The organism is Actinoallomurus bryophytorum, from assembly GCF_006716425.1.
Classification (GTDB): Bacteria; Actinomycetota; Actinomycetes; order Streptosporangiales; family Streptosporangiaceae; genus Actinoallomurus; species Actinoallomurus bryophytorum.
On record NZ_VFOZ01000001.1, the window covers coordinates 5,104,910 to 5,131,348 of the forward strand.

Annotated in this window: 20 protein-coding genes; 10 read left to right on the forward strand and 10 right to left on the reverse strand. The window is 71.4% G+C overall.

The window, feature by feature from the left end; all coding sequences use genetic code 11:
- Window positions 1-263: 263 nt before the first annotated feature.
- The 5 genes from FB559_RS24035 to FB559_RS24055 form a co-directional block, all read right to left on the reverse strand.
- On the reverse strand, window positions 264-887 hold the full coding sequence (locus FB559_RS24035) for a TMEM175 family protein (RefSeq protein ID WP_141957868.1): 624 nt from the start codon (window positions 885-887) through the stop codon (window positions 264-266).
- Window positions 888-969: 82 nt separating this feature from the next.
- Complete coding sequence (locus FB559_RS24040; RefSeq protein ID WP_141957870.1) at window positions 970-1,557, reverse strand: TetR/AcrR family transcriptional regulator; 588 nt, start codon at window positions 1,555-1,557, stop codon at window positions 970-972.
- Between the two features lie 95 nt (window positions 1,558-1,652).
- The gene (locus FB559_RS24045) at window positions 1,653-2,897 is read right to left on the reverse strand and encodes an MFS transporter (protein ID WP_185792372.1); all 1,245 of its coding nucleotides are present in this window, start codon (window positions 2,895-2,897) and stop codon (window positions 1,653-1,655) included.
- Window positions 2,898-3,208: 311 nt separating this feature from the next.
- Window positions 3,209-3,592 (reverse strand): PPOX class F420-dependent oxidoreductase, encoded by a 384-nt coding sequence (locus tag FB559_RS24050; RefSeq protein WP_141957872.1) that lies wholly within the window; start codon window positions 3,590-3,592, stop codon window positions 3,209-3,211.
- Window positions 3,593-3,666: 74 nt separating this feature from the next.
- Entirely contained in the window at window positions 3,667-4,089 is a 423-nt protein-coding gene (locus FB559_RS24055; protein ID WP_141957874.1) for a hypothetical protein, read from the reverse strand.
- Window positions 4,090-4,133: 44 nt separating this feature from the next.
- Between FB559_RS24055 and FB559_RS24060 the strand changes: the two genes are divergently transcribed.
- Window positions 4,134-4,577 (forward strand): MarR family winged helix-turn-helix transcriptional regulator, encoded by a 444-nt coding sequence (locus tag FB559_RS24060; protein WP_246121987.1) that lies wholly within the window; start codon window positions 4,134-4,136, stop codon window positions 4,575-4,577.
- Window positions 4,578-4,580: 3 nt separating this feature from the next.
- Here the strand turns inward: FB559_RS24060 and FB559_RS24065 are convergent, their stop codons facing one another.
- Window positions 4,581-6,416, reverse strand: coding sequence for a GAF domain-containing sensor histidine kinase (locus tag FB559_RS24065; protein WP_141957876.1), 1,836 nt, complete (start codon window positions 6,414-6,416; stop codon window positions 4,581-4,583).
- 65 nt (window positions 6,417-6,481) lie between these two features.
- Window positions 6,482-7,243 (reverse strand): SDR family NAD(P)-dependent oxidoreductase, encoded by a 762-nt coding sequence (locus tag FB559_RS24070; RefSeq protein ID WP_141957878.1) that lies wholly within the window; start codon window positions 7,241-7,243, stop codon window positions 6,482-6,484.
- Window positions 7,244-7,439: 196 nt separating this feature from the next.
- On the opposite strand from FB559_RS24070, the gene FB559_RS24075 reads away from it, so the two are divergent.
- The gene (locus FB559_RS24075) at window positions 7,440-8,894 is read left to right on the forward strand and encodes an RNA polymerase sigma factor (RefSeq protein WP_141957880.1); all 1,455 of its coding nucleotides are present in this window, start codon (window positions 7,440-7,442) and stop codon (window positions 8,892-8,894) included.
- A 28-nt stretch (window positions 8,895-8,922) separates the two neighbouring features.
- Here the strand turns inward: FB559_RS24075 and FB559_RS24080 are convergent, their stop codons facing one another.
- Window positions 8,923-9,231, reverse strand: a complete 309-nt coding sequence (locus FB559_RS24080) for a hypothetical protein (protein ID WP_141957882.1) — start codon at window positions 9,229-9,231, stop codon at window positions 8,923-8,925.
- 550 nt (window positions 9,232-9,781) lie between these two features.
- Here FB559_RS24080 and FB559_RS24085 point away from each other — a divergent pair.
- Window positions 9,782-11,677 (forward strand): hypothetical protein, encoded by a 1,896-nt coding sequence (locus FB559_RS24085; RefSeq protein ID WP_141957884.1) that lies wholly within the window; start codon window positions 9,782-9,784, stop codon window positions 11,675-11,677.
- Here FB559_RS24085 and FB559_RS24090 read toward each other — a convergent pair.
- Window positions 11,665-12,636 carry a LysR family transcriptional regulator gene (locus FB559_RS24090; protein WP_141957886.1) on the reverse strand — a complete coding sequence of 324 codons (972 nt, stop codon included), beginning with the start codon at window positions 12,634-12,636 and terminating at the stop codon, window positions 11,665-11,667. The two genes, FB559_RS24085 and FB559_RS24090, sit on opposite strands and share 13 nt — an antisense overlap.
- Before the next feature lie 165 nt (window positions 12,637-12,801).
- Here FB559_RS24090 and FB559_RS24095 point away from each other — a divergent pair, with 165 nt between their 5' ends.
- From FB559_RS24095 to FB559_RS24110, 4 genes are all read left to right on the forward strand, one after another.
- Window positions 12,802-13,413, forward strand: a complete 612-nt coding sequence (locus tag FB559_RS24095; RefSeq protein WP_141957888.1) for a hypothetical protein — start codon at window positions 12,802-12,804, stop codon at window positions 13,411-13,413.
- Window positions 13,414-13,595: 182 nt separating this feature from the next.
- The gene (locus FB559_RS24100; protein ID WP_141957890.1) at window positions 13,596-14,675 is read left to right on the forward strand and encodes a radical SAM protein; all 1,080 of its coding nucleotides are present in this window, start codon (window positions 13,596-13,598) and stop codon (window positions 14,673-14,675) included.
- Between the two features lie 74 nt (window positions 14,676-14,749).
- Complete coding sequence (locus FB559_RS24105; RefSeq protein WP_141957892.1) at window positions 14,750-15,583, forward strand: helix-turn-helix transcriptional regulator; 834 nt, start codon at window positions 14,750-14,752, stop codon at window positions 15,581-15,583.
- A 143-nt stretch (window positions 15,584-15,726) separates the two neighbouring features.
- Window positions 15,727-17,124 carry an FAD-binding oxidoreductase gene (locus FB559_RS24110; protein ID WP_221640152.1) on the forward strand — a complete coding sequence of 466 codons (1,398 nt, stop codon included), beginning with the start codon at window positions 15,727-15,729 and terminating at the stop codon, window positions 17,122-17,124.
- Between the two features lie 79 nt (window positions 17,125-17,203).
- Here the strand turns inward: FB559_RS24110 and FB559_RS24115 are convergent, their stop codons facing one another.
- Window positions 17,204-19,951, reverse strand: coding sequence for a M14 family zinc carboxypeptidase (locus tag FB559_RS24115; RefSeq protein ID WP_221640153.1), 2,748 nt, complete (start codon window positions 19,949-19,951; stop codon window positions 17,204-17,206).
- A 313-nt stretch (window positions 19,952-20,264) separates the two neighbouring features.
- On the opposite strand from FB559_RS24115, the gene larA reads away from it, so the two are divergent.
- The 3 genes from larA (at window position 20,265) to FB559_RS24130 (ending at window position 26,419) form a co-directional block, all read left to right on the forward strand.
- Entirely contained in the window at window positions 20,265-21,557 is a 1,293-nt protein-coding gene (larA, locus tag FB559_RS24120; RefSeq protein ID WP_141957894.1) for a nickel-dependent lactate racemase, read from the forward strand.
- Between the two features lie 444 nt (window positions 21,558-22,001).
- On the forward strand, window positions 22,002-23,984 hold the full coding sequence (locus FB559_RS24125; RefSeq protein WP_141957896.1) for a GAF domain-containing protein: 1,983 nt from the start codon (window positions 22,002-22,004) through the stop codon (window positions 23,982-23,984).
- Between the two features lie 101 nt (window positions 23,985-24,085).
- A complete protein-coding gene (locus tag FB559_RS24130; protein WP_141957898.1) occupies window positions 24,086-26,419 on the forward strand; it encodes an AAA family ATPase in 2,334 nt (777 codons plus the stop codon).
- Window positions 26,420-26,439 lie beyond the last annotated feature (20 nt).

The following is a 26,439-nucleotide window of genomic DNA, read 5'->3' on the forward strand; positions in this document are numbered from 1 at the left end:
CTAGAAGCCGGCCGCGCAGATCATCTGGACGGCCTGTGCGGAAACTGTGAAGATCCACCGCTGGCGGATGGTGCCTTCCACGTCGTCCTGACCGACCGGGGTGACGATCCGCTGGAGACCTGTCTTGACGACGTGCGGACCGCAACGGCGGAGCAGCGCCGCGAGGACCGCCTCACCCGACGCTCTCAGGCGACGTGTTCGCGCTGGTCGAGGCGCACGACGGGCCGCCGCGTACGCCAGAGGACGACTGAGCGCCCGGGTCGTCAGGCCTGCGTGTTCTGGATCCGGCGCCGGTAGACCCAGGCGACCGGAAGGTTCAGCAGGAGCAGCAGCAGCGCGAGATAGCGGACGCCGGGCACGAAGGTCGCGAGCACGAGGGCCAGGACGAGAAGGCCCAGGTTGAACATCCCCATGAAGAACTGCGGGTCGGGCACGCCACCGGGGTTCCTGGCGACGTCGGGGTCCCTGCGGGTTATCAGGACCATGCCCATCAAGCACGCGTCGGCCGCCAGTATCGTCGCGATATAGAAGATCGCCGTGAAGCGGTCGTCGTCGAACCCGCCGATCATCTCGGTGGGGAACGGCAGCACCACGATGGTGAGCAGCCACCACAGGTTCACGTTCAGCAGCCAGCGGTTGTAAGACTTGATCTGCTCGAAGAGCCGATGGTGCGACATCCACAGCCGGCCGATGACGAAGAAGCTCAGCAGGAAGCTGTAGATCTTCCACTGGTTCTCGGTGATCACTTTGAGCGATTCGGTGTGCTCGGCGGCGGCCTCAGGGACCACGTCGGCCAACGGCAGGATGAGCAGGGTCAGGGCGATCGCGACGACGGCGTCGCTGAAGAACACCAGACGTTCGGCGGACCGCTCGACGCTCGATGACATGGCGGGGGGATCCCTCACTGGACCGGGGGGTTGACCGGCCGCAGCCTACCGGCCCGTGGGTACGGCGCGGAGTAAGGACCGCTCAGTCGCTCTCCACCTTGCGCGCGGCGTCGAACAGCGCCGTCGCCGCGTCGCGGGCGGTGGTGGACGCGGAGGGATCCCGGTCCATCCGGGCCGACAGACTCGCACCGTCGTACAGGAGGTGGAGCTGGCGGGCCAGGGCGTCGGGATCGGCCACCCCGGCCTCCTTGGCGAGGTCGGTGAACATGGTCCGCACCCAGGCGCGGTAGTCGTCGGCGGCCTGAAGGATGAATCCGCCCTGCGTGGCCTCGGCGCTGGCCCTGACGAAGGCGCACCCGTTGAACGCGGGGTCGGTGAACAGCTCGCCCTGTGCGTCGAAGACCCCGAGCAGCCGCTCGCGCGGGGTGCGGAAGCGCGTCAGTGACCGGTTGATGCGCTCGCTCGTACGGGCGTGGCGGGACTCGAGGTAGGCGCGGACGAGCTCTTCCTTGCTGCCGAAGGTGTTGTAGAGCGAGGCCTTGGCGACGCCCGCGTGCTCGACGATGCGGTCGATGCCGACGGTCTGCACGCCCTCGCGGTAGAAGAGCTCGTTGGCGGCGTTCAGCAGGCGCTCGCGTACGGACGGTTTGGCGGCGGCTCTTGTCGGCACGGCCCGCTCCTTTCAGACAGACCTGTCTAGGGTATTGCGCCCGGGCGCCCTCGTCCCGTCACTCGCGCCGGGATGTGCGCCTGGTCGTCCGGGGGTCAGGCGCGGGCGGCGGAGGGCTTGGAGGTCAGCAGGCCGGCCAGTGCCACGGCGGCGAGGACGATGATGGCGATCCCGTACTCGCGTGCCGTGGTGAGCAGGCCGCCGAAGTGGACGACGAGGACGCCTGCGAGGACGGCCGGGGCCCCCAGGCCCAGGTAGGAGACGACATAGAGGAGGGAGAGGACGCCGGCGCGCTCATGCGGGCGGGCCAGCGGCACGACCAGCCGGATGCCGCCCTGGAAACCGCTGCCGAAACCGACGCCGGCCACCGCGCTGCCCGCGAAGAAGCCGGCCGCCGAACCCGCGTCGACCGAGATGAGCGTGACGGCCACACCGGCGATCAGCGTGAGGACCCCGGTGTACAGGACGGTACGTGTGGGCGCGTTGCGCAGGACGAGGACGGCCACCGCGGCGACGCCGGCGAGGACGAACAGGCTCAGGCCGCCGTACAGGGGCGAGTGCGAGTGAACGAGGGTGCCGGTGAGCGCGGGGCCGAGCGAACCGTAGAAACCGGCCAGCGCCCAGACCGCGAAGAGCACCGGGGCGGCGATTGCGACCTGGCGGCGTACCTGGCGTGGGAGGGCGATCCGCGGGACGAGGCTGCCGATCGCCCCGGGCTCGGGCCGCACCGTCTCGCGCAGCAGTGTCACGCCGGCGGCCTGCAGGAAGAACACCACGAGCAGCAGGAGGTAGACCAGGTGGGTCGGGGCGGGGAGGTACCGGATGATCAGCGCCGAGGCGAGCGCGCCGGATGCCGTGCCGATCCCCGGTGCGACGGAGTTGGCGATGGTGCCCCGCGGCCGGTCGATGTCGAGCATGGCCGCGCCGACGGTGCCCAACGCGGCCCCGGTCGACAGGCCCTGGATGACGCGGGCCGTCAGTAGCGCGGTGACACCGCCCGCGCTCGCGAAGACGAGCATCGCCGCGGCCTGGACCATGAGGGCGGCGAGCAGCACGGGCCGCCGGCCGAGGTGGTCGGAGATCCTCCCCACGACCAGGAGCGCGGCGAGCACGGCGATGGCGTAGACGCCGAACACGACGGTGGTGGTGATCGGGCTGAAGCCCCATTCGCCCTGGTAGACGGCGTACAGGGGCGTCGGGGCACTGGAGGCGGCGAGGAGGGACACGATGATCGAGGCCAGAAGCGCCAGGGCCGCGGCCGGCCTTCGCGTGACCGGATGTCGCACGTGGTCTCCTGCGGGGACGGCGGTGCCGGGCGGGCTGGAGGTCGTGCTGGTCATGGTCGTGGCACCTTTTGAACTGATCGGTCTATCTGGCTGATGTGATCAGAAAATAGACAGGGTTGTCTGTTCCTGTCAAGTGATGCCCTGAACTCGGCTTCCGCCGTTAGGCAAGGGAAAAATACCTGGTCGAAGCGGCATCGCCATGGGGGTGAAGCTCCGGTTTGTCGCGATTGAACAGAGCGGTCTACTATTCGATCAGACCGATCTGTTCAATACTTCCGGCCGAGTGTACCTCGGCCGGGCGCGGCGACCTCGACGACCACGACCCGGGCCCTGGAGTCCGCCGCGCCCCGGCGGCGTAAGGGTCGTCAGGCGGATGCGCCGGCGGCCTGGGGGACCAGCTCGTAGTAGAGCGTCGTGTAGTGCTTCATCCGGTGGAAGGCAGGGACGAGGAGGCCCTGCCGGATCCGATGCTTGGCGCCCAGCGCCCGCCGGACCGGCACGATCTCGGCGCCCTCCAGTGGACGGGCGCGGCACGAGACGGCCGGGCCGGTCGCCTCCTTGCCGGGGGCGATCTCCACCTTCTCGGTGTGCGCGAGGCGCTTGGCCTTCCAGGACGCGTCGAAGGTGCGGAAGTAGGCCCGCCCGTCCACGACTACGACGTCGACCGGGGTCCGCACGGGTGTGCCGTCTCTTCGGTAGGTGGTCAGCAGGGAGACCTTCTGCTCGACGAACGGGTCGAACGTGCCCATGGTGTCCTCTCCTTCTCCGTTCATTACCGACGGGACGGGACGGAGAAGGGGGATGTGACATGCCGCGGGCCCCGCTACCCGGGAGTGGGCGCGGACGGCCGGTCGCGGGCTCCCTCTCCGGGCCTCCAGGTGAGGCCGCCCAGTGGACGGGCCGCCCAGAGGAGCAGCACCGCGAAGACGGCCGGCCCGAGGGTCTGGGCGAGCTGGTGGTGGGCGATGCCGATCGCGGCGTCCCCGATCTGCACCGCGGCGTTGAGCGTGAACACCAGCCCCAGCGACCGCCATGCCCGTACGGCTCTCAACCAGATGAGCGCGCCGAGCAGGACGAGGCCGCGGGTGGCGACATACGCCGCGTACGTCCTGGCCGCCGTGGTGTCCCCGCCCGGCCCCAGGCCGCCCGGGTCGACCAGTCCGGCGAAGGTCAGGTAGCCGGAGGCGATCACGTTGGCGACGATGACGCCTCCGGCCAGGAGCCTCACGCTTCGTTTGGGTGCCATATCATTCGGCTGCCGAATCATATGGCCACTGTAACATCGGCTCCGTGACGGTGGAAGAGTCGGTGACCGGGACGGTCGCGTTCATGCTGGGCAAGCTGGGACAGGCCGCGACGGGGCGGTTCGCCGACCGGCTGGCGCCGTTCGGGCTGCGCCCCCGGCACTGCGCCGTGCTGGAGCTCCTGACCGCCGGGCCGCAGGCTCAGCTGGCGCTCGCCAGGACCATCGGCGTGACGCCGAGCGTCGTCGTCGACATGCTCGACGAGCTGGAGGAGCTCGGCGCCCTGCGGCGCGTGCGGGACACCGTCGACCGCCGCCGGCAGCTCATCGAGCTCACTCCTGACGGGCACGGCCTCCGGCGCACGGCCGTGCGGCTGGCCGGCGAGACGGACGAGGAGCTCCTGGGCGGGCTCACCGCCGAGGAGGCCGCGCTCCTGAGGCGGGCGCTGGGCCGGATGGCCTCGGCGAGCGGGATCCCGGCCCCCGGGTAACGGTCACTCGCTCGCGTAGGGGATCTCGGCGAGCAGCGTGGTGCCGCCTCCGGCCGGGCTCATGATCTCCATTCGCCCCCCGAGTGCGGTGACGCGGTCGGTGAGGCCGGTGAGGCCGGAGCCGCGAGCCGGGTCGGCCCCGCCGAGCCCGTTGTCGCGGATCGAGAGCCGGATCAGCAGTTCGGCGATGGTGAGGTCGACGTACACCTTGTTCGCGTGGGCGTACTTGGTCGCGTTCGTCAGGGCTTCCGAGACGATGTAGTAGACCGTCACCTCGAACCGTTCCGGCAGTGGGCACACGGGAGGCAGGCTGAGCTGGACCGCGATGGGGGATCTGCGGGCGAGCACGGTCAGCGCGGGTTTGAGGCCGCCTCTGGCGAGGATCGCTGGATGCAGGCCGCGCGAGATCTCCTGCAGCTCCGCGACGGCGTTGTCCACGGCACGCGCGGTGGCGGACAGCTGGTCCCTGAGCTGCTCGAGTTCCGGCGGCATCGCGGCCTCGATCGCCCGCATCTCGAGCCCGATCGAGACGAGGTTCTGCTGGGTCCCGTCGTGCAGGTCGCGTTCGATGCGCCGGCGTGTCTCGTCGGTGGCGGTGACGACGCGGGCGCGGGAGGCGATCAGGTCCGAATGGCTCTGCGCGTTCGCGATGGCGGCCGCCGTGAGCTCGGTGAACTCCAGCATGCGCTCCTCGGTGTCGGCCGGGAGCGGCTGGGGCGTACTCGAGGAGGCGATCGCCACGCCCCAGAGCTCCTGACCGACCATGATCGGGCAGCCGACGGAGGAGAAGACCCCGCGCTCGCGCAGCCTGCGGGAGAGTGCGCCGTCGCCCCGGTAGGCATCGATCCGTCCCGGAGCCCTCGTACGGAACACCAGGTCCGAGACGGTCCCCTTCTCGAGTGCGAGGCGTGTTCCGGAGGCCACGATCTCCTCGTAGTTGTAGGTGCCGGCGGTCATCAGCGTCGAACCGTCCTCCTCGTAGCGGGCGATGACGGTGTGTTCGGTCCCCAGGACCTGGCTCATCTCGCGGGCGACCGCGTCGAACACGTCCGACGGCGGGACGCTGTGCGCGACGAGCGTCGCCAGATTGCGCAGCGCGGCCTGTTCGTTGGCGATCTGGCGGAGTCTCTCGTAGTTGCGCCGCGCCGTGGTCGTGACGTGCTCGCGTTCCATGGCCGCCTGCAGCAGCGACTCCAGCGAGGGCACCGCCCGGTCCCGCAGACGCTGGAGCGTCGGCTCGGCCAGGCCGGCCGGGACGATGAGCGTGGCCTGCACGCTGCCGTCGCACAGCGGGAGCGTCGAGTACGCCTTGTCGGAGGGGATCACGCCGGGTTCGATCGAGGCCCACGGCAGCCCGAACACGCGGGCCACATGGTGCGCGGCGATCGGCAGCGCCGCCGTGAGGTCCGGTGTGCGCAGCAGCAGCCCGGCCAGCTCCGCGCAGAGGGAGGCGTCCCCCCACGCGTCGGCCTTGGCCGCCAGAGATCGGGTCAGGGCGGAGATCGCACCGGTCAGCAGCGCGATGACCAGGAAGATCGCGAGGGTCGCCAGGAACTCGCCCGTGGTGGGCCGCAGGCTCCACACGGGTTCGGTGACGAAGAGATCGAAGGCGACGGTGCTGGCCAGCGCGGTGAGGAGCCCGAGCCCGAGGCCACACCAGGACGCGACCACGAGGATGCCGGGCAGGTACATCAGGTCGAGCGTACGGACAGGAGTGGCGGTGGGGAGCAGAGCGGCCAGTGAGGTCTCCGCGGCGACGAACAGGACCGCGGCGAGCACCCCGATGGTGCGGCGGGGATGAGTACGACGCTGGAGCAGCGCCAACGGACTCAAGCGCATAACACACTTTATCTACGGCCCGAAATGAGCTCCCGGGACGCTTGGGGCCGGCTACGCGTGGTGTTTCACCGGAGGTAGGAGGCGCCGTTGAGGTCGATCACCGCGCCGCTGGCCCACAGCGAACCGGGGAGCGCGAGCCAGGCCACGGCCGACGCGACGTCGTCGGGCTCGGCGACGCGGCCGAACGGGCTCTGCGCCCGTATGCCGTCTCCGGCCGGCCCGGCGAGCATCGGCCCGGCCATGTCGGTACGGATGAACCCGGGTGCGACGGCGGCGACGCCGATGCCGTACGGGGCCAGGGAGACCGCCAGCGACTGCGCCATCGAGTGCACGGCCGCCTTGCTGGCTCCGTACGCGGGCGCGTTGGGCTCGCCGCGGTAGGCGCCACGCGAGCCGACGTTGATGATCCGTCCGCCGTCGGGGCCCTCGGGCCGGGTACGCAGGTGGTCGACGAAGCACCAGGTCACGTTCGCCGTGCCGTGGACGTTGACGTCGATGACGCGCCGCCAGCCGGCGCGCCACTGCTCGTAGGAGGTCGAGGCGATCGGCTGGTCCGTGTGGATGGCCGCGTTGTTGACGAGGACGTCCAGGCCACCGAGCCCGGAGACGGCCTCCCCGACGAACGTCTCGACCTGCTCGGGATCGCCGATGTCGCCGCTGACGACGATGTGGCCGCTGCCCGGCAGGCCGGCGACGACGCCTTCGGCGGCGGCGATGTCGGACCGGCAGTGGACGGCGATGGTGAGGCCGGCCGCCGCGAGCCGCGCGGCCACCGCCGCACCGACACCTCGTGATCCACCGGTGATGAGCGCGCGCTGTCCGGTCACGGACTACCTCCTACGTTCGACCGGTAAAGCTACTGCAAGGCCCGATATCACCCAGGACGGGGTCGGCGGGAGGCCGTAGCGGCACCTTTAACGGCTTAAACCTGCACTAGAGAGGGTTTGATGGCAGGATTCCAGAACCGAGTTCGGGATGAGGCCTCTGCGTCCTCGCCTTCCCCTCAGTTCAGCAGGAGGACATGTGGCCGGCTGGCCGAGTATCGAACGGGCCGAGGACCAGTGGCTCGTTCAGTCGCTGCGCTCCGGCGATGTGGCCGCGCAGGCTCATCTCTACGACGTCTACGCGGCACGACTGTTCGACTACTGCCATGTGCTGCTCCGCGACCAGGAGGCCGCGGCCCTGACCCTGCTCGATTCGATGATCATCGTGCAGGAGTGCATCGGCGAACTGACCGACCCTCGCCTGTTCCGCGGCTGGCTGTACGCGGTGGCGCGTGATGAGTGCCTGCGCCGCCGCGCCCAGTCCGAGGTGCCGGCCGAGCGCCGCCGGGCGGCCGAGGCGGTGGGCGGCCTCGAGACGGACGAGGCGACGCGGCAGCTCGTACACTCCGCGCTGCTGGTGCTGAACGGCCGTCAGCGTGAGGTGCTCGACCTGGCGCTCCGGCACGAGCTGGACCCAGGTGAGCTCGCCGAGGTCATGCGCATGGCGCCGCAGGACGTCTCGGTGCTCGTCGCCCAGGCCCGCCACGACCTGGATGACGCCTTCGCCGCCGTGGTGGTCGCGGCGACCGGGCGCGAGGACTGCCCGAGCGTCTCGGCGCTGGCGGGCCCGCAGGGCCGGCGGCTCGACGCGGAGACCTGCCGCAGGCTCGCCCGCCACATCACCAACTGCCCGATCTGCGGGGTGCGCGGCAATCGCAAGGTCGCGACCACGCGCCTGCTGAGTGCGATGCCCTACGCGGCGATCCCCGCGGACCTGCGCGACCGCGTCCTCAGCGTCGCGGCCGACCCGCAGTTCGCGGACCTGCGTGCCACGATCGTCAATCGCGCCGAGCCACCGTCCGAGGTCGAGCCCGAACCGGAGCCGCGCGACACCTCACGCTTCTGGCCCGTCGCGGTCGCGGTCACCGTCGGTGTCCTGATCATCGGCGGGATCCTGCTGGTCCTGCCGGGCTCGGGCAGCCAGAACACCAGCAACAACCAGGCCATCGGGTCCAGTCCCGGTGGCAGCCCCTCCGACGCCGACTCCCCGGCGGACTCCGCCGCGCCGACGCCGAGCGACGATGCCACCTCTCCCACCCCGTCGCCGTCCGGTTCGAGCGGTGGCCCCACGCCCACCCCGACCTCCAAGCACAGCACGCGCAAGCACCCGCCGGGGCGATCGACGTCGGCACCTCCGTCGCAGGGCGGCCCGCCTCCGCCGGGCCAGCCCGCGCCGGGGACGCTGGCGGTCTCCGGATGCACCATGCACGGCTCGCGTACCTGCACGGTCACGGTGTCCGCGCAGGGCGGCCCGGTGAACTGGAGCGTGAGCGGTGTCCGCGGCGACATCAGCGCGAGTGGCGGCGGAAGCCTCGCGGCCGGCCAGTCCACGGGCGTGACGGTGACCCGCGACGCGACCATCTGCATCGGCAGCGGTAGCGGCTCGGTCTCCTTCTCCTCCGGCGCGAGCGCCTCCGTCAACTGGTACTGCTGACCCGGCCCTGCGGCCTCCACCCGGCCGGCTACGGGCCGCTCACCCGTACGACCTGGTGGCGGTACCTCGTGTCCTTCCCATCCGGCCGGTAGTGGTTCTCGACGTTGCCGGCGATGTCCACCGAGAACCGCCTCACCTCGGTCGTCCGGCTGACGGTGAGTGTCTCGGCACCCTCGCGGAGGCCCGCGGCCTGAAGTTTCGGTGACTTCAGCGTCGGCTGCGGGCCGCCCAGCCACTTCGTCACCGTGACGGTGACGGACCCACCGCTCGTGCTGGTGATCCACGCCCGGCCGGGGGTGACGTTCACCGGCAGCGGTGAGTTGAACTGGTCGTCCATGTACTGCTGGTGAACCACTCGGCCCGCAACGGGGTCAGGGTGTCGGCTCCCTGGGCCTGCGCCGCCGGCGATGGGGATGACGACCCACTTTCCCCGCCCTCTTCCCCAGGTCGGCGTGCGCGTGATCGTCATCGGGGCCTCCCGGAGTGGACGGATGTGGGCTGACATATGCCGAAAGACCGCGAAAAGGATAAATGAGATGTATTCACCCTTTTACGGTAAACAAGTCAAGATGCGTTAGCGGCCAGGGTCGGCCAGCGGGGGATGTCCGCAGCTCACGGCGGTGCCCGGAGGCCGGTAAGCACTGCCTGACCTGCACCGAGAGCGGGCGTACGTGGATCGGGGCGGGTGTCTCTGATGGGGAAGGGCGCGCTTGCCGCCATTGAACCGAATCGCCGAATGATCCGTGCCCGTGATGTCCGGTGTGGGTGGACAGAGGGCCGGGGGGCCATTATCTGCCTCACTCACCAGGAATCGAGAACGTGCTGGGGACCGATTGCCGGGGGGTAGGTCTTTGACGGGGTCACGGAGTCTTGAGGCGAGTTCGGCCGTGCAGGAAAACGATCTTGAAGCGTGTCTCCTGGCCGGAGAACAGGCGCTTTTCGTCGAGGGAGATCTGCGGGCCGGACGGGAATGGTTCGACACGGTTCATCGCGAGGCCGAGCGCCGCGGCGACGAGCGCAGGATGGCGCGTGCGGCGCTCGGACTCGGAGGTCTCTGGGTACACGAGCACCGCACGGCGGCGGACGCGGCGATGGTGCGGGAACGCCAGCGACGCGCCTTACGGTTGATCGACCCGGAGTCCTCGCTGGCGTTCCGGCTGCGCATCAGGCTGGCCGGCGAGGACGACTATCGCGGGGGCGGCCAGAGCGCGATCCTCGCCCTCGTGGCGGAGGCCCGCGGCGCCGGTGATCCGGTGTCACTGGCCGAGGCGCTGAGCCTGGCACACCACTGTGTCCTCGGCCCAGAGCACGGGGCCCTGCGGCTCGAACTCGCCCAGGACCTCATCGCCGAAGCGTCGAGAACGGCGCGCCGCGGTGACCTGCTGATGGGCCTGATGTGGCGGACGGCCGACCTGTTCGGGAACGGTGACCCGCACGCCCTGCGCAGCCTGGAAGAGCTCCGCGGCCAGCTGGAGAAGGAGGGGCACCTGGCGATCGGGTTCATCGTCGGCGCGATGGAGACGATGCTCGCCATACGGGACGGCCGGTTCGCCGAGGCCGAGGCACTGGCGGCGGCCTGCGCCGATCGCGGAGCGGCCGCGGGCGACGTCGACACGACGGGGTGGTTCGCGGCCCAGCTGGGCACCATCCGCTGGTACCAGGGACGCATCAGCGAGTTCGTCCCCGCGCTGGCGGAGCTGGTGAACTCCCCGACGCTCAGCGAGGTCGACAACTCCGCGCTGGCGGGCCTGGCCGTGGCCGCGGCCACCTCGGGAGACCGGCGCCTGGCGACGAGCGCGCTGGCCAGGCTGTGCGGGAGGAGCCTGGCGGACCTGCCCCGATCGAGCAGCTGGCTGGCGTCGATGTACAGCGTCGTCGAGGCGGCGAACCTGCTCGATGACGCCGAGCTGTCGCGGCAGGCGTACACCCTGCTCGCCCCCTTCGCGCGACTGCCGGTGATCACCAGCCTGGGCGTCTCATGCCTGGGTTCGGTGCACCACTGCCTCGGTGTGGCGTCGTTGACCACCGGCGACCTGGATCGCGCCGTCGAGCACTTCCACCTCGCGATCCGCGGCAACCTCATCCTGGGGCACTGGCCCGCCACCGTCCTCTCGCGTACGCGCCTCGGCCAGACGCTCGCGTTACGCGACGGTACGGGCGACGAGGTGGCCCGGCGCGAACTGGCCCTGGCCACGCGGGAGGCGGAGGCGATGGACATGCCCGCGCCCGGCTCGGACGGCAATCCGGGCAGGTGGGCCGCCCGCGTCGAATGCCAGCGCCGGGGCCGGCGATGGCGGATGGAGATGAACGGCCGGACCGCGCTCGTCGAGGACAGCGTGGGCATGCGCCACCTGGCGACTCTGCTCGCCAACCCGGGCTACGAGATCCCCGCGGTCGACCTCGCCGCGGGGCCGCAGCCCGCCGACCCGGCGACGGCCCGCTCCGAATCCCACCAGCCGGTGCTCGACGAGGTGGCGCGACGTGAGTACAAGCAGCGCCTGACCGACCTCGAGGCCGAGATCGAAGAACTGGAGTCGATGAACGATCTGGAACGCGTCGCGGGCGTACGCGCCGAACGTGACTGGCTGATCGCCGAGCTGACCTCCGCCACCGGGATCGGCGGTCGCCACCGCCGGTTCAACGGCAGTGCCGAACGCGCACGCGTCGCCGTCGGAAAGGCCATCCGGCGCGCTCTCACCCGCGTGGGCGAGGCCGACCGCGCCATCGGCGACGAACTCCGCGCGACCATCCACACCGGCCGATTCTGCAGCTACCGCCCGTGAGAGGTCCGGCCACCGGGGCCCGGCTCGCTCAGGGGACCGGGCACCGGCGGCGGGGAGGTCGGCAGGAGTTTGGGCCCGAGGGTACGGGCGAGGAGCTGGGCCACCCGGCGGAACGCCTCCACCTGCGGCCGTGGGTCATCCCTGCGGGTGACCAGCGCGCTGGCCTCCCACGGCGCGTTGAGGATCGGCCGGCAACAGATGTCGGGCGCGAGATAGAAACGCCCGAGGGAGTACAGCGTGCCGGCGATTCCCCATCCCGCGGCGACGCCGGTCATCAGGTCCTGCGCGGTCCCCGCCTGGTCCGCGGCCCACTTGGGCGGGGTGCCGTTACGCGCCGCGGCGAAGGTGCCGTAGTCGGTGAGCGCACGGGGCGTGGAGTCGGGAAAGCGGACGAAGTTCTGGTCGAGGATGTCGCTGAGGTACAGGCCGTCCGCGTCGGCGAGTTCGCCCCAGGCCGGTGCGATGACCACGCGGGGTTCGAGCGTCAGCACGTCCGTGGTGACGCGCTCGTCCTGAGGGGCCGGGCGTACGAATGCGGCGTCCACCCGGTTTTCGATCACCGCCGAGGTGAAGTCGGTGAAGCCCAGGCCCTCGACGGTCAGGTGGACCTGTGGCTGCGCCCTGGAGAAGGACCGCAGGATGGCAGGGGTCAGCTCGGTCGCACCGGGTGTCATCACCCCGATCCGTAGCGTCCCCTCGCGGTCCTCGCCGGTGTCCTTGACGACGTCGCCGGCGGCCTCGGCGGCGGAGACCATCGTGCGGGCGTACGGCACGAGGCGTATGCCCGCCGGCGTCAGCTCGACCGGCGAACGACGCAGGAGCGGCGTACCCAGCTCGCGTTCGAGTTGGCGGATGTGGCCGGTCACCGCCGGGGGTGACAAGAACAGCCGCGCTGCCGCTCGCGCGAACTGTCCCTCCTCGACAACGGCGAGGAACGACTCCAGCTGCCGGAGCTGCACTCCAGTAGGCTATCCCATCATTTCGGGCATCATCGCAGCCCAGAGGCCCTGTAAGACCGGCGGCGGGCACTTGGAGACCCCATCGGGTAGGCTCCAGCGAGTGGGACCAAATAGTCCACTATGAGGCGTCGGGCGAGTGTCTCGCCCGGCTGGGGGGCGAGCGAAGTGCCGTACCGGAACCGTGTCACCCCCCTGGGCGACATCGAGGCGATACCTCTTCGCGGGGCCTGGACGGGCAATCGCGGAAACCTCCACTCCGGCCACGAGATCGTCCGCTTCCACGGCGGCGACCTATGGATCACCTGTGCGCTGCGGTTCAAGGAGCGGCACGACGAGCAGTGGCGCCCGCGCCGTCTCACCTGGCTGTTCTTCCACGACGAGGCCGTCTCCTTCGCCGCCGGGCACCGTCCGTGCGGGGAGTGCCGCTACGGCGCCTACAAGGCCTACCAGGCCGCATGGGCCGAAGAACTCGGCGGCGAGCCGCCGTCGGCGAAGCAGATGAACGCGCGGCTCCACGGCGAGCGTCTCGTCAGGGGTACGCGCCGCCGCCGGCTTCACGAACTCCCGTGGGGCGACCTGCCGGACGGCACCTTCGTTCTGGCGGAGGGTGGACCGGCGGTCGTCGTGGGCGCGCGGCTGGCCGAATGGACGGAGGCGGGCTACCGGACCCGCCGCCCACGCCCGGTTCGCGGCGACGCCCGCGTCATCACGCCGCCGTCGACCGTCGCCGTGCTGCGTTCGGGGTACCCGGTCCAGATCGACGAGGGTGCGAGATAGCGGCCTCCCCACGTGACGCGGAGGAGGCCGCGGAGTCCGTCGTGTGCGGAGCGACCGACCGGACCGTAAAGTCCACACTGGCGAGGAACGTGGACAGTGTTGACCGGGATGGACTGCTTCAGGTTCTGTCGGGGGTTTCTTCTATGCTGGACCACCAGGTCCCGTTGGAAGGAGAGCAGGACATGCCGGCCGCTTCCGAGGACGACCGCGGTTCCCGCACGCGCGCGACGACGCGATGGGACGCGCAGCGTACCGACGCCGTCGACGTCGGCACCCTTCCCGGTCTCGCGCGCCTGTCGTCCCTCGTCCGCAGCGTGCGCACCCCCGAGTTCCAGGGGGTCACCTTCCACGAGATCCTGGCCAAGAGCGCGCTGAACCACGTGCCGGCGGACGCGCGCATGCTGCCGGGCGAATGGACGATCAACCCGTACCGCGGATGCACCCACGCGTGCCGCTACTGTTTCGCCCGCCCCACCCACACCAGGCTCGAGCTGAACATCGCGGACGACTTCGACCGAGAGATCATCGTCAAGGTCAACATCGTCGAGGTGCTGCGTGAGGAGCTCGCCAGGAAGAGAAAGCCACCTCCGCGGGTCGCGTTCGGCACCAACACCGACGTCTACCAGCGGGCGGAGGGCCGTTACGCGCTGATGCCCGGCATCATCGACGCGCTCGCGGGGTTCCGGGTGCCGTTCTCGATCCTCACGAAGGGCACGTTGATCCGCCGCGACCTGGAGCGTCTCGCCGCCGCGAGTGCCGTCACCACGGTGCATCTGGGCATGTCGATCTCGTTCATGGACGAGCGGCTGCAGCAGTCCGTCGAGCCCGGAACGGCGACCACGGCGGCGCGGCTGGCCACGTTGCGCGCCATCCGGGAGGCCGGCATGGAGGCCACGGTGTTCCTCTCGCCCATCCTGCCCATGCTCACCGACCGGCCCGAACAACTGGACGAGCTGGTCGACGCGGTCGTCTCGGCGGGCGCGACGAGCGTTCTCTACACGCCCCTCTATCTGTCCGGCGGGGTGAAGGACGTGTTCTTCGGCTGGCTGCGCGATGAGCATCCCGAGCTCATGCGGGACTACGGCGACCTCTACTCCAAGGGCTCGGAGACACCGCGGTGGTACCGCGACCGGCTGAGCGACCGGATCCGCCCGGTGATCGCCCGATACGGCCTGCCGGACCCGGACGAGGCCATCGAGGACAAGTTCGCCCTGCACGGCCGGCGTACGACGAGCGAGCCGTCACAGCCGACCCTGTTCTGACCTCCCGGACGGCATATTCCGGCCGATCATGCCCCGGACGCGCGGGCGATGGGAGGTGCGGCGACAATGACGGGGTGAGTTCGGAGGAACTGGCCGCCTTTCTGCGCGCCCGCCGGGCGGCGTTGCAGCCGCACGAGATCGGGATCGGCGCCCGGCCTCGGCGGCGCACGAGGGGGCTGCGGCGTGAGGACGTCGCCGCGCTGGCCGCCATGTCGGCCGACTACTACCGGCGCCTGGAGCAGGCGCGCGTCGCGCCGCCGTCGCCGCAGATCCTGGACGCCATCGCGCGGGCGCTGCGCCTGACCGCCGACGAATGCGACTACCTGTACCGCGTCTGCGACCGCAGACCACCCCCGCGGCCCGCTCCCAGCCAGGACGTCGCCCCTGCGCTACGTCAGCTCGTCGATGGCCTGGGGGAGTCCCCGGCCATGGTCGTGACGGCCCTGGGCGAAACCCTCGTCCAGAACCCGGCGGCCATCGCCCTGCTGGGCGACCACTCCGTCCATACCGGTGATGCGCGCAACAGCACGTACCGCTGGTTCACCGACCCGTCCTCCCGGTCGATCCATCCGCCCGAGGAACACGAGGAGGAGGGCCGCGCCCGGATCGCCGAGCTGCGCGCCCGGTCCGTCCACCTCGGTGACCCACGTGCGGACCGGCTCATCAGGACGCTGCTCTCCCAGAGTGCCGAGTTCGAGCGGCTGTGGCAGGAGCAGAGAACGGCGCTCTGCCGATCGGGCACCAAAACCCTGGTGCACCCCGTGATCGGCACGCTTGACCTGCAATGCCAGATCCTCGAGAACGACGGCTACGGGCAACTGCTCGTCGTCTTCACCGCGGCGCCCGGCAGCCGTGCGGCCGGGCAGCTGCGCGAGCTCATGGCGGCCCACGCCGGCCGAGCACACTGACGGCATGGGCCGCCCGCCCGCGCCGTAGCCGGGGCAAGGTCTGCCCCTGTTCACCGTTCCCTGGATCCGTAAGAGTCGACGCGCGAAATGACCGAGGGGACCGTTCATCCCGTGGATGGACGCGTGAATCAGGGGGACCGAAATTGACCAGCGAAACCATGCTGCCGGGTGGGGCCGGCGGGGATCCGTCGTCGTTGCGAGGGCTGGCGGGCGGGGGGATCCACCTGCCCGGCGACGATGAGTACGACCGTGCCCGTACGACGTGGGCGCTCGCAGTCGACCTGCGTCCCGCCGCGGTGGCCTTTCCGCATGACGTGCAAGAGGTCGCGGCCGTGGTCAGGGCAGCCGCGGCGGCCGGGCTCCGCGTCGCCCCGCTGGGCTCGGGCCACAACGCCCACGCGTTCGGTGACCTGAGCGGCAGCGTGCTGATGCGCATGTCCGGGATGACCGGGGTCGAGATCGACCCCGACGCCCGCCGGGCGCGAGTCCAGGCCGGCGAGCTGTGGCCGACCATCGTGGAGGAGGCCGCCAGGCACGGCCTGGCGGCCCTGCACGGATCGTCGCCGGACACCGGTGTGATCGGCTACTCGCTCGGAGGAGGTGTCAGCTGGTACGCCCGATCGCTGGGGCTGGCCGCCAACAGCGTGACCGCCGTCGAGCTGGTCACCGCGGACGGCTCGCTGGTCCGGGCCGACGCGCGGCACGAGCCGGAGCTGTTCTGGGCGGTACGCGGGGGAGGCGGCGCCAACTTCGGGGTGGTGACCGCGATCGAGTTCACGCTCCATCCGATCGAGACCGCCTACGCCGGCATGCTGGTCTGGGACCTGCGCGACGCGCACCGGGTACTCAGCCGATGGGCGCCCTGGGCGGCCGAGGCGCCCGACGCGGTGACCACGTCCTACCGGCACCTGCGGTTTCCGCCGATCCCGGAGATTCCCGAGCCGTTCCGCGGCCGCGACCTGGTCGTCATCGACGGCGCCGTACTGGCCGACGACGCGGAGGCGGAGCGGTTCCTGGCGCCGTTGCGGGAGCTGTCACCGGAGATCGACACCTTCGGCAGGGTGCCGGCCGCGTCACTGATGCGACTGCACATGGATCCGGAACAGCCCACACCGGGCGGTGGGCGCTCCTCGCTCCTCGACGAGTTCCCGCAGGCCGCCGTGGACCGGCTGGTCGAGGTCGCCGGTGCGGACTCGGGCAGCTCGCTCTTCCTGGGGGCCGAACTCCGCCAGCTCGGCGGCGCGCTCGGCCGTCCGCATCCCGGTGCGGGCGCCCTGGCGAAGCTCGATGGCCGGTACCAGCTGATCGCCGGCGGCATGATGGTCGGCGAGTCCGCCAAGCAGACCATCGCCGACTGCGAGCGGGTCGTCGACGCGATGGCGCCCTACTCACGCGGACGGCAGTACCTGAACTTCCAGGAGGAACCCGTCGACCCGTCGACCGGATTCGACACCTCGGCCTGGCAGGAGCTGCTGAGGATCCGCACGGCCGTCGACCCGGACGGGCTGTTCCAGGCCAACCACGAGATCCCGCACCGCTGAGAGGCGGGCGGACCCTCCATGCCTGGCCCGGGTACGACCCGGGCCAGGCATGTCCGTCTCACGACCGGTCAGACCTCCGTCACGCCACGAGTGAGCGCAGTGGAACGCCCGTGTCGTGCAGGGCGCGGACCATGTCCCGCAGGAACGGGTGCTCGTGGGCGGACAGCCCTCCGGGGTTCGGGATCGTGATGTACGCCGAGTCGCCGGCGACCGCGGACTTCGCGGTGTCGGTGTAACGGCCGATGACGGTCTCGGCCCGCGCCAGGTCGGCCTTGGCCACCTGGACGGTGATGGGCCGCCACTCGCCGCCGAGATCCGCGCGTACCGGGGCCTTGGCCGCCGCGGCTCGCAGGGAGTCGGCACCGGCTCCCGGAGTCGCCGGTACCGCCTTCTGGACCGGCGCGCCGGCGAGCAGCGCGTTGGCCACCAGGTGGATGCCGACCTCGTTGTAGGCGCGGAACAGCGGGTCGAAGGCGAAGAGCACCGCGCTTCCGGCGCCCGCCGGCTCGTCGACCACTGCCGCCGTGCCCTTCAGCGCGTCGGCCCCCACGGTGTAGCCGTTGGACCAGAACGTGTCGTCCGCCGGGTAGCGCAGCACGTTGGTGCCGGTCTGGGTCGGGGTCAGGATCGGGTCGGAGTTGTTGAACTGGAAGTCCTCCCGCGGGCGCCCGAGCGCCACCGGGCTGGTCGTGTCCGCGTCGACCCGGAAGTGGGAGCCGATGACCGTGTAGTCGGCCGGCGGCGCCTTCTCGGTCGTCGAGGTGAGCCCGGCCGTCCGCGCGACCCGGGTGCCCTCGCTGCGCAGCCCGACGTAGGTGCCGCCCTTCTCGACCCAGGCCTTCAGGTTGGCCAGGCCCTGGGCGGTCAGGCCGGCGTTCGAGCTGCCGCCGTCCGGCATCAGGAGGACGGTGCGCCCGGTGAACGCCGCGGTGCCGTCGTTGATGTCGGCGGTGGTCACCGGCGTCAGGTCGAGGCCCCAGCGTGACCCCAGGACGTAGCGCGCCTCGCCGTAGGACCCCGACGTGGTCGAGATGCCGGTGCCGGCGAAGAGGCCCACGTCGGGCCTGCGCAGCGCGACACCCGAGGCGGGTCGCCGGCGCCCGTCGACCGTCACGCCGAGCGGGCGGGCCAGCGTGTCCAGCGCGCCCGGGGAGATCGCCCTCGCCGGCAGGCTCACGACCCCGGTCGCCAGGTCGCGGGTGAGCGCGACGCCACGGCCGAGCAGCTTGAACGTCAGTTCGGACGCGGCCGCGGAGTCCAGCGGGTAGGCGTACGCTCCGCCGGCGGGGGCGCGGACGCCGATGCCGCCGTCGATCCGCCCGACCCGGTCGGCCTTGGGCGTGAGCCGGTCCCCGGTGTAGACGGTGTCGACGCCCGAGAGCAGCGGGTTGCTCCACGAGGAGACGTCGTAGAAGTAGGGGAAGGGTACGTAGGGATCCTCACCGATCAGGGCCTGGATCCAGTGCTTCTGCGGTTGTGCCATGGGGATCCAGTACGCCCCCGCCGGGACCTTGAGTCCCTTGGCGCTGCGACCGCCGAAGATACGGGCGTTCGGTACGGTGACCGCCTTCTTGAGCCGGTACACCTCGACGTCCATGCCGCGCAGCCGCTCGACCAGCCGGCGCGTGTCGCCGAGTTGGCGGTCGGGCAGCAGGAAGTAGGACCGGATCTTGATGTCCGGCACCGGGAACCGGACCTCGTTGGCCGGCTGTACGACCTCGTTCGGCTCGAGGGCGCCGTCCTTGCCCTCGGCCAGCGCGTCCTTCCAGATCTTGTAATAGCCGCTCAGGAGCTCGTGCTTGTTGTCGGCGGCCCAGCCCGTCGTGGCCCACTGCGTGTTGAACTGCTGCTGGACCCTGTCCTCGACGGCGGAGGCGCTGCCCTTCTCGAACGTCATGCCGGCGGCACCGAACCCGGTCGTCGGCACCGTGTCGCCATAGCCCATGTAGAAAAGGTCGTAGGACTCGTAGTTGAAGTAGCACTCCGTCGTGACCGCGCCCCCGCAGGCGCCGTTGTAGCCGAAGGCCGCAGCGTTCGCCTTCCCGATGCGGTTGATCCAGTCGACGTCCTCACTCGCGATCTCATGGTGGATCGGGTCGGCGTTCGGCGGGAAGAAGTACTGAGAGCCGCCCATCTCGTGGGCGTCCACGTAGACCTGCGGCGGATAGCCGCGCATCATCGCGACCTTGCCGTCGGTCTCCGGCTGCGACCGCGCGAACCAGTCGCGGTTCAGGTCGAAGCCGTAGTCGTTCGTCCGGCGGCCGGAGTCGCGGCCTTCGGGGTTCTGGGTCGGGACGATGACCGTGACGAGATCGTGGTTGCGCTTCGCGACGTCGCACGACAGTCCGCCGGCCAGCTCGTACAGCGTTTTGAGCGCGGCGTCGCCGCCGCTCTTCTCGCCGCCGTGGACGTTGCCCGTCACCCACACGATCGCCGGAGTGTCCCTGGCGATGCGCGCCGCCGCGGCCGGGCTCAGCCTGCGAGGGTCGCGCAGTTCCCGGATCTGCTCGGCGATCCTGTCGAGCCGCCCAGGACGTACCTGATCCTCATCCGACACGATCGCGTACGGCAGCGACTGTCCGGACGCGCTGTGCGCCATCGTGCCGGTGACCACCCGATCGGACGCCCTGCCCACGGCCTCGACGTACTTGCGGATCTCTTCCGTCGTGACCACACGCTGCTGGCCCTTACCGAGGGGAAAGCCGAAGAACTTCTCGGGACTCGGGACCGAGGAAAGGTGGCTGCCCGGGTCGGCGCTGCAGTTCTTCGGGGAGGCGGGGGCCGCGTCCGCGGCCGGGCCGACCATCGTCAGTGCGGAAACGGTCAATGTCAGCGCGGCGATGGCCGCCGATTTCCTGGGCCGGTGTTTCCGAGGGACTGGCTTGTTCGACCGCAATGGCACTCCTCGGTGGCGAGGTCGGGGCCCGCAGATCGTAATTGTCAGGTAAAGGGGGGGTCAATAACGTCTCCGCGCGACTCCATCGCGGCGGGCGTCACACCCGCGCTGGGGGTCGGCATAGGTTGGAGCCCCGCATACGCCCCGTAGACGGGCTACCGGACCGGCGCAGCGCTCTCACCCGATCGGAGAGTTCGATGATCGACTCGTTCCCGGACGCCGCCACGACCGGATCCCGATCCTGATGCCCGCACACGACGAGCCGTACGAGGTGACCCTCGCCTTCGGCGACAGCGGACTCCCGGTGCGGTTTCCCCGGTCACGTACGACCGTGATCGAGCCGCGGCGGATCGACGCGGCGGCCGACGTCGATGCGACGCTGCGCGGGGCCCTGCGCCGGCCGGTCGCCGGACCGGACCTGCGGTCCGTCGTGCGTCCCGGACAGACGGTCGCCATCTCGGTCTGTGACGCCACCCGCCCGCAGCCGAGAGAGCCGATGCTGAGGGCGATCCTCGCCGAGCTCGAGGGCGTCGTCCGTACGGACGACATCACCGTGCTGATCGCCACCGGAACCCACCGCGGCAACACGCCCGAGGAGATCCGGGCGATGTTCGGTGACGAGCTCGCCCGTACGCTGCGCATCGTCAACCACGACGCGCGGGCCGACGAGACGCTGGTGTGGCGCGGGCGCTACGGGGCCGACGTGCCGGTCTGGCTCAATCGTGACTGGGTCGAGGCGGACGTCCGGATCACGACGGGTTTCGTGGAGCCGCACTTCTTCGCCGGTTTCAGCGGCGGCCCGAAGCTGGTCGCCCCCGGACTGGCCGGCCTGCGGACCGTGCTGACTCTGCACGACGCGCGGCGGATCGGCGACCCGTCGGCGACCTGGGGGGTGTGCGACGGCAACCCCGTGCACGACGACGTCCGGGCGATCGCGGTGGGGACGGGAGTGGACTTCGGCCTCGATGTCATCCTCGACAGGAGCCAGCGCGTGGTGGCCGCGTTCGGAGGGGAGATCCTGGCCATGCACGCGGCGGCGCGGCGGCGCGTACGGGAGACCGCGATGGTCCCGGTGCCGCGGTCGTACGACGTCGTCGTCACGTCCAATTCGGGTTATCCGCTCGATCAGAATCTCTACCAGGCGGTGAAGGGCATGTCGGCGGCCGCTTCGGTCGTCAGGCCCGGTGGTGTGATCATCTGCGCGGCCGAGTGCCGGGACGGTTTTCCCGATCACGGGTCGTTCCGCGAGGTGCTCGCGTCGGCCGGGTCGGCCGAAGAGCTGCTCGCGCGGATCGCCGCCCGCGCGGAGACGGTTCCGGACCAGTGGCAGGTGCAGATCCTGGCCCGGATCCTGGCCCGTGCCTCGGTCCAGGTGTTCAGCCCGTACCTCGACGAGGCGGCGCTGCGAACTGCGCACCTGCGGTCCTGTGACGATGTCGGCGACAGCGTCTCCGCCGCCCTGGCCGCGGCGGGTGACGGGGCATCGGTGTGCGTCCTGCCGGAGGGCCCGCAGACCATCGCCTACGTCGACCGGTAGCCGCGACAGCGCTAGCAGATCGGCGGCAACGTCATATCCCCCGTCCGGGCAGGTGTTACGCCCTTATGACACCGGCCGGACCGGAACACCGGGCCGGCGACGACGAACTCCCGCGCACCGAGCCGTACGCGATGGTCCTTCGGCGTGCCGTCTCCGGGCGCGGGAGGGCGACCGGCGGCATCCCGCCCGTTCCTGCGGTGGCACGGCGGGATCGAGCGCAACAACCTGCCCGATCGGCCGATACACGGCAGGTCCCGCATGGAGGAACATTTCGGCATTACCCGGGCTCGGGTGACCGTTCGATGATGGGGAGTCGCGATCACTCGTCCCTCGATGAGCCTTGGACCCGGCGGCCGGCCGCCTGTCCGTCCCCCTCCCCGCCAAGAAGGAGAGGATCCTCGTGCGGGCCCGCCAGGTCGTTGACGGCCGGGAAGATCCGTGAGAATGCGCGCACTGGCACAAGGGCTGAGGTACGTCCGGCGCCGGGGGCCGGCGTTCCGGATCCTCCTCGCGGGCGGCGTGATGGCTCTGCTGTCGGCCATCACCTTCGGCGCCCTGTCCCGGGTGATCACCGAGATGCGCGACGCGGACACGGCCGCGCGCGACTCCACGGCGGCTCTCATCTCCGCCGGTCGGCTGGAACGACTCCTCTTCGACCTCGATGCCGACTCCCAGACCCTCGCCCTCGTCGGCGACCAGGAGTCTCTGCGGGAATACGATGCCGCCCGGTCCGCCTTCGACGCCGCGGAGGCCAAGGTGGGGGCGTTCCGGGGGAGTAAGAGTCAGGCTGCAGCCGCCCGGCGGCTCGTCCAGGCCGACGACGCCTACGTGCGCGGCTATCTGGGCCCGCTCGTGACGACGGCCCAGAACAGTCCGCTCTCGGCGCGGTCCGCGATCCTGCGGTCCGCACTGCAGAGGGGGGAGGGGACACGGCGTCTGGCGACCCTGCGTGAACAGGGCACCACGTTCGAGAACACCCAGCGTGCGGTCGCCGACGCCGCCGAGCGACGCTCGGCCGTCACCGGCCGCGAGACCGCCGTCGCCGTGGCCCTGACCGGGGTGATCGCGATCCTGCTGATCTTCCTCCTCGTCGTCTACGTGACAAGGGTCATCGCCCGCCCGGTGCGTCGCGTCGTTCTCGTGGCCGGTGACCGGGAAGAGAGCGGTGCCGAGGCCAGGACGCCGGAGGCGTCGCCGGGCGAGGTCGGTGCCCTCAAGAGGCAGCTCAACACGATGGTGGCCTCACTCGCGGCGAGCCAGGCCAAGCTCCAGCAGGTCGCGGACATGCAGGGGGCCCTGCGCCGTGTCGCCACGCTCGTCGCCTGCGGGAGCTCGCCTTCGGAGGTCTTCACGGCCGTCGCCGCCGAGGTGGGCCATGTGCTCGACGCGGCTCACACCGTGATCGTCCGATTCGAGCCCGATGACACGGCCAACGTCGTCGCGTACTGGAACGACCCGGGCGTGCCCCAGGTGATGCCGCCCCTCGACGGGCACTGGCCGATCGAGGAGGGCACCGTCACCGGCACCGTGCGGAGCACCGAGCGGCCGGCGCGAATGAACGACTACGAGCGGAACACCACCGCGATCGGCCACTGGGCGCGCCTGATGAACCTCCGCTGCGTGGTGGGCTGCCCGGTGAAGGTCGAGGGACGCGTGTGGGGGGCAATGATCATCCACTGCATCAACGCGGAACCGGCGTACGGCGTCACCGAGGACCGGATGCAGGAGTTCGTGGGGCTGGTGGGTAGCGCGATCGCCAACGCGCAGAGCCGCAGCGATCTTCTGAGCTCCCGCGCACGCGTCGTCGCGGCCGCCGATGAGAGCCGGCGGCGCATCGAGCGTGACCTGCACGACGGAGCCCAGCAGCGGCTCGTCACCCTGGCTCTCAAGCTGCGCAACGCCGCCGACGGGCCCGACCAGGTACCGCTCAGGGAACTGCTGGACGGCCTGGTGCACGATCTGTCGGACATCCTCGATGACCTGCAGGAGGTCTCCCGCGGCATCGTCCCGCCGATCCTCACGCGGTCCGGTCTGCCCCCGGCACTACGCTCGCTCGCGCGACGTTCGCCCATCCCCGTGCGCCTGCGGATGGGCGGCGTCAAGGGCCGTCTCCCCGAACGCGTCGAGGTCGCCGTCTTCTACACCGTCTCCGAAGGGCTGACGAACATCGTCAAGCACGCGCACGCCTCCGAGGTGTGCGTCGACCTCGACCTGCAACACGAGACGGTACGGCTGTCGATCCGCGACGACGGATGCGGCGGAGCCGATCTTTCGGGCGGAACCGGCCTCGTCGGCCTGAAGGACCGCGTCGAGGCGCTCAACGGCCGTATCTCGGTGACCAGCCCGCCCGGGGAGGGCACGTCCCTGCTCGTCGCGATCCCGACCGACCCGATGCGGGATCCGGATGCCGGCAGCTCACCGCCGTGAGCGTCATCGCGGCGTCCCACCCCTGCCGCTCTCGTACGCGGGTGCCGTGGGCCGGCGGCGGCCCTGACCGGTAGAGATGCCGGTCGGTACGCTGTGGGCGCGTGAAACTGATCGGCCGGCGCAGAGAGCTCGCCGCCGTCGAACGGCTGCTGCGGCAGGGTGCGGCCGGGGCCGGTGGCCATCTCGTCGTGACCGGGCCGGCGGGGGCCGGTAAGAGCGCCTTCGTCCATGCGTCCGCCGCCCTGGCCCGCGCACGAGGCATCCCGGTGCACTGGGTGGCGGGGACGTCCGACGGTCCGGGCCGGACCACCGGAGAAGAGCTGCTGGACGTGGCAGGTCCATCGCCCGGGGGCTCAGGGCCGGACCTCGACCGCCGCGCGCGAGCGGACGCCGGTGGCGGGCCCCGCCTGGTCGTGGTCGATGACGTCGACCGGGCCGGCGCGGACGCGGTGGAGTCGCTGGCGTTCCTGGTGCCCCGGCTCGGTTCGGGCCCCGTCATGGTCGTGGCGACCGCGGAGGAACCGCTGGGGCTGGGATCCGAGCTCCGGCTCGGCGGACTGGCCGAACCCGAGCTCGCCGCGCTCGTCCCCGGCCTGTCCGCCGAGGCGGTGCACGCGCTGTGGCTCGTCTCCGGAGGTCTGCCCGGTGCGGCGCTCGCGTTCGCCGATGAGGTCGCCGGTCTGGACGGCCCCGGCGCCGTGGTGCGGCTGGCGCTGACGGCACCGTCGCGGTCGGGCTTCCTCGAGCTCGACGTCGGCCTGCTCCGCCTGCTGGAAGAGGCGGCCGGCCGGTCCCTGCCGCCCGAGGTCAGGGCACGGGTTCTGGCCCGTCTCGGCCGTGAGCTGCTGGGCGACCCGTCGGCCGGGGCCCGCCGCCGCGCGCTGGTCGAGGAGGCGGTCGCGCTCGCACGGGCGAGCGGCGCGCCCGGCACGCTCGCCGAGGTCCGGGACTCCGGCCTGCACGCGTTGTGGGACCCGGCCGCGGCCCGTGAGCGCCTCACCGCCGCGTCGGAGATCGTCGAGCTGGCCCGGCGCGCGGGCGACGACGTCGCCGAGCGGCGCGGGCTGTTCTGGAGGTTCACCGCCCTCGCGGAGCTGGCGGACCTGGAGGCCGCCGAGGCGGCGCTCACCGCGTACGCCCGCGCCGGCGAGCTGGCCGGTGACGCCGAGACGGCGGTGGTGGTGTCCGCCCGGCAGGCGATGCTGGCGACCGTGCGCGGCAGGTTCGACGTCGCGGAGGCGCTCACGGCAGAGGTCGCCGAGCGCGGGCGGCGGGTCGGGCTGGCCGACACCGAACGCCTGGTCGGCTCGCTGCGAGGTGCCGTCGCCGCGCTGCGCGGCGACCACACGTCGCTCGTCGCCCCCTGGCAGGACCAGGCCCGGCGCAGGCCCGGCCATTTCTACGAGGCCATGGCCGCCCGGTCCCTGCTCGAGTCCGGTCGCGAGGTCGAGGCCGGACTGGAGCTGGAGCGGCTCCTGCCGAGCGTGCTCGCCGGATCCGGTCCGCGGTGGATCGGCGCCGTGGCCGACCTGGCGGTCGTCGCGTCGCAGGTGGGCGAGCCGGCGGCGGCCCAGGCCCTGTACGGGGCCCTGCTGCCGTACGCGGGACGCCTGGTCGTCTGGGGCGGGGCCAACACGATCACCGGGCCGGTCGACGACTACCTGGGCCGGCTGGCAGCCCACCTCGGCCGGCCGGGCGATGCCGTCCGCCACCTGGACGCCGCCATCGCGATCGAGGAGCGAGCCGGTGCCCTGCCGTGGCTCGCCCGCACCCTGGCCGCCCGCGCGCGGTCCGTAGGCGACCAGGCCGGTGCCGCCGAAGACCTCGCCCGCGCCCGTTCGATCGCCCGGCGTCTGGGCATGGACGGGTTCACGTCCACGCTCGGTCCACCGGAGGGCGAGTGGCGGCTGATCCGCGACGGTGACGACTGGCTGCTCGAAGCCGGCGCCGAGACGGCCCGGCTGCGCGACCTGCGCGGAATGCACTACCTGAGGTCCCTGCTCGCCGCGCCGGGCCGGGAGATCGCGGCGCTCGACCTCGTCGCGGGCGGAGCCGGCCTGCACGTGCCGGCCGGTGATCCGGTGCTCGACGACACCGCCCGGCGCGCCTACCGGCAGCGGCTCGCGGCGCTGGAGGAGCGGCTGGAGTCGGCGGACCGGGCCGGTGACGCCGGCCGCGCGGCCACGGTGGAGGCCGAACGCGCCGCTCTGGTGGCCGAGCTACGGCGGGCCGGCGGGCGGGGCGGCCGGCAGCGCACCGCTCCCGACGAGGCCGAACGCGCCCGCGTCAACGCCACCCGTGCGCTGTGGGCGGCCGTACGGAGAGTCGAGTCGGCCGCGCCGCTGGCCGGCGCCCATCTGCGGGCGTCGCTGCGCACCGGGCGGTTCCCGCGCTACCAGCCGGCCCCCGGCGGTCCGGCCCGCTGGAACGTGTGACCGGCGCCACGTACGGATCG

Excerpts from the sequence above, each read along its gene's own strand:
- larA (WP_141957894.1), top strand. The coding sequence starts at position 20,265 with ATGCCCGCACACGACGAGCCGTACGAGGTGACCCTCGCCTTCGGCGAC.
- FB559_RS24125 (WP_141957896.1), top strand. The coding sequence starts at position 22,002 with ATGCGCGCACTGGCACAAGGGCTGAGGTACGTCCGGCGCCGGGGGCCG.
- FB559_RS24080 (WP_141957882.1), bottom strand. The coding sequence starts at position 9,231 with ATGGACGACCAGTTCAACTCACCGCTGCCGGTGAACGTCACCCCCGGC.
- FB559_RS24045 (WP_185792372.1), bottom strand. The coding sequence starts at position 2,897 with ATGACCAGCACGACCTCCAGCCCGCCCGGCACCGCCGTCCCCGCAGGA.
- FB559_RS24035 (WP_141957868.1), bottom strand. The coding sequence starts at position 887 with ATGTCATCGAGCGTCGAGCGGTCCGCCGAACGTCTGGTGTTCTTCAGC.
- FB559_RS24100 (WP_141957890.1), top strand. The coding sequence starts at position 13,596 with ATGCCGGCCGCTTCCGAGGACGACCGCGGTTCCCGCACGCGCGCGACG.
- FB559_RS24050 (WP_141957872.1), bottom strand. The coding sequence starts at position 3,592 with ATGGGCACGTTCGACCCGTTCGTCGAGCAGAAGGTCTCCCTGCTGACC.
- FB559_RS24065 (WP_141957876.1), bottom strand. The coding sequence starts at position 6,416 with ATGCGCTTGAGTCCGTTGGCGCTGCTCCAGCGTCGTACTCATCCCCGC.
- FB559_RS24055 (WP_141957874.1), bottom strand. The coding sequence starts at position 4,089 with ATGGCACCCAAACGAAGCGTGAGGCTCCTGGCCGGAGGCGTCATCGTC.